Annotated in this window: 3 protein-coding genes; all 3 read left to right on the top strand. The window is 62.9% G+C overall.

Annotated elements, in window-relative coordinates; all coding sequences use genetic code 11:
• Window positions 1-90: 90 nt before the first annotated feature.
• Window positions 91-1,185, top strand: coding sequence for a microcin C ABC transporter permease YejB (locus tag EOA38_RS32825; RefSeq protein ID WP_127301187.1), 1,095 nt, complete (start codon window positions 91-93; stop codon window positions 1,183-1,185).
• Complete coding sequence (locus tag EOA38_RS32820) at window positions 1,185-2,324, top strand: ABC transporter permease (protein ID WP_127301186.1); 1,140 nt, start codon at window positions 1,185-1,187, stop codon at window positions 2,322-2,324. Before EOA38_RS32825 ends, EOA38_RS32820 begins: the two co-directional genes overlap by 1 nt.
• On the top strand, window positions 2,321-2,729 hold a 409-nt coding region (locus EOA38_RS32815), incomplete at its 3' end, for an ATP-binding cassette domain-containing protein (protein WP_127301185.1). The genes EOA38_RS32820 and EOA38_RS32815, both read left to right, overlap by 4 nt.

Here is a 2,729-nt window from a genome sequence, read left to right as displayed (position 1 = left end):
ACCCCGCTCCGCTTCGCGGATCGACTTGCCGGGGCGAGCCACGTGTCTCGCCCGTCCTTCGGACCCCCGCAAGGGGGAGGGTAAAAGCTGATGGGCGCCTATATCCTGCGCCGCATTCTTCTGATGATCCCGACGCTGTTCGGCATCATGGCGATCTCCTTCGCCGTCATCCAGTTCGCTCCGGGCGGTCCGGTCGAGCAGGTCATCGCCAGGCTGACCAATCAGGGCGGCACCGATCGCCTCGGCGGCGGCGGAGGCGATGCCGGCGCCACCAATCTCGATGTCGCCGGCGATGTCAGCTCGAAATATCGCGGCGCTCAAGGGCTGGACCCGGAATTCATCAAGAAGCTCGAAAAGCAGTTCGGCTTCGACAAGCCGCCGCTCGAGCGCTTCGGCATGATGCTGTGGAACTATGCCCGCTTCGATTTCGGCGACAGCTATTTCCGCGACATCTCCGTGCTCGACCTGATCCTGGAAAAGATGCCGGTGTCGATCTCGATCGGGCTGTGGATCACGCTTCTGTCCTACCTGATCTCGATCCCGCTCGGCATCCGCAAGGCGGTGCAGGACGGCTCGACATTCGATGTCTGGACGAGCGGCATCGTCATTGTCGGCTACGCCATCCCCGGCTTCCTGTTCGGCATCCTTTTGATGGTGCTGTTTGCCGGCGGCTCGTTCTGGGACTGGTTCCCGCTGCGCGGCATCGTTTCAGACAATTGGGACCAGTTGTCCTGGCCGGACAAGATCATCGACTATTTCTGGCACATGACGCTGCCGCTCACCGCACTTGTGCTGTCGGCTTTCGCCACGACGACGCTTTTGACCAAGAACTCCTTCCTTGAAGAAATCCGCAAGCAATATGTGGTGACGGCGAGGGCCAAGGGCCTTTCGGAGCGCAAGGTGCTCTACGGCCATGTCTTCCGCAACGCGATGCTGATCGTCATCGCCGGCTTTCCCGGCGCCTTCATCTCGGCCTTCTTCACCGGCTCGCTGCTGATCGAGAACATCTTCTCGCTCGACGGGCTCGGCCTGCTCGGCTTCAAGTCGGTGATCGACCGCGACTATCCGGTGGTCTTTGCCAATCTCTACATCTTCTCGCTGCTCGGCCTGTTCGTCGGCCTGTTGTCGGACCTGATCTATACCTGGGTCGATCCGCGCATCGATTTCGAGCGGAGAGACATCTGATGACGGCAGCCTCGGCCGAAACCAAGCCGGCCCGCGCAGCCCGGCCGCGACTGTCGCCGCTCAACCAGCGGCGGCTGCAGAACTTCAAGGCGAACCGGCGCGGCTACTGGTCGCTGTGGATCTTTCTTCTCCTCTTCGTGCTGTCGCTGTTTTCCGAACTGATCGCCAACGACAAGCCGATCGTCGCCTCCTACAAGGGCGAGATCCTGTTTCCGGTGCTGGTCGCCTATCCGGAAGAGAAGTTCGGCGGCTTCTATGCCGTCACCGATTATCGCGATCCGGTCATCCAGGACGAGATCAATGCCAATGGCTGGATGATCTGGCCGCCGGTGCGCTACTCCTATCAGACGGTCAACAACGCCATTCCCGAAGCGGCGCCGGCCAAGCCGTCCTGGCTCTATGACAGGAAGGCGCGCTGCAGCCAGTATCCGCAAGGCGAGGCCGACCCCAACTGCGCCGTCGGCAACTGGAACTGGCTGGGCACCGACGACCAGGCGCGCGACGTGCTGGCGCGCGTGCTTTACGGCTTCCGCATCTCCGTGCTGTTCGGGCTGATCCTGACGCTCGGCTCCTCGCTGATCGGCGTCGGAGCCGGCGCGGTACAAGGCTATTTCGGCGGCTGGACGGACCTTTTGTTCCAGCGCTTCATCGAGATCTGGTCGGCGATCCCGGTGCTTTATCTCCTGCTCATCGTCTCCGCCATCCTGCCGCCCGGTTTCTTCATCCTGCTCGGCCTGATGCTGTTGTTCTCCTGGGTGGCGCTGGTCGGCGTGGTGCGCGCCGAATTCCTGCGCGCGCGCAACTTCGAATATGTCAACGCGGCGCGGGCGCTCGGCGTGCCCAATCTCACCATCATGTTCCGCCACCTCCTGCCCAACGCCATGGTGGCGACGCTGACCTTCCTGCCCTTCCTGCTCTCAGGCTCGATCTCGACGCTGACCTCGCTCGACTATCTCGGCTTCGGTCTGCCGCCCGGCTCGGCCTCGCTCGGCGAGTTGCTGAAGCAGGCGCAGCGCAATCTCAACGCGCCCTGGCTCGGCATCTCCGGCTTCATCGTCATTTCGCTGATGCTGTCGCTGCTGGTCTTCATCGGCGAGGCGACGCGCGATGCCTTCGATCCGCGCAAGACGTTCAAATGAGCGAGTCGTTGCTTTCCGTCCGCGATCTGAGCGTCGCCTTCGCGCAAGGCGGCACGCAATCGATGGCCGTCGACCACATCTCCTTCGACATCGCCAAGGGCGAGACGCTGGCGCTGGTCGGCGAATCCGGGTCCGGCAAATCGGTCTCGGCGCTGTCGGTGCTGAAGCTGCTGCCCTACCCCGCGGCCAGCCATCCTTCGGGAAAGATCCTGTTTCACGGCGCCGATCTGCTCGGCGCCAACGAAAAGACCTTGCGCGGCGTGCGCGGCAACAAGATCACCATGATCTTCCAGGAGCCGATGACCTCGCTCAACCCGCTGCACACGATCGAGCAGCAGATCGTCGAGGTGCTGAAGCTGCACCAGGGTCTCGGCGACCGTCAAGCGCGGGCGCGGGTGCTCGAAC

Source organism: Mesorhizobium sp. M1E.F.Ca.ET.041.01.1.1, from assembly GCF_003997355.1.
Classification (GTDB): Bacteria; Pseudomonadota; Alphaproteobacteria; order Rhizobiales; family Rhizobiaceae; genus Mesorhizobium.
Note: the sequence above shows the minus strand (reverse complement) of the source record. Positions and strands in the feature narration are given on the sequence as shown.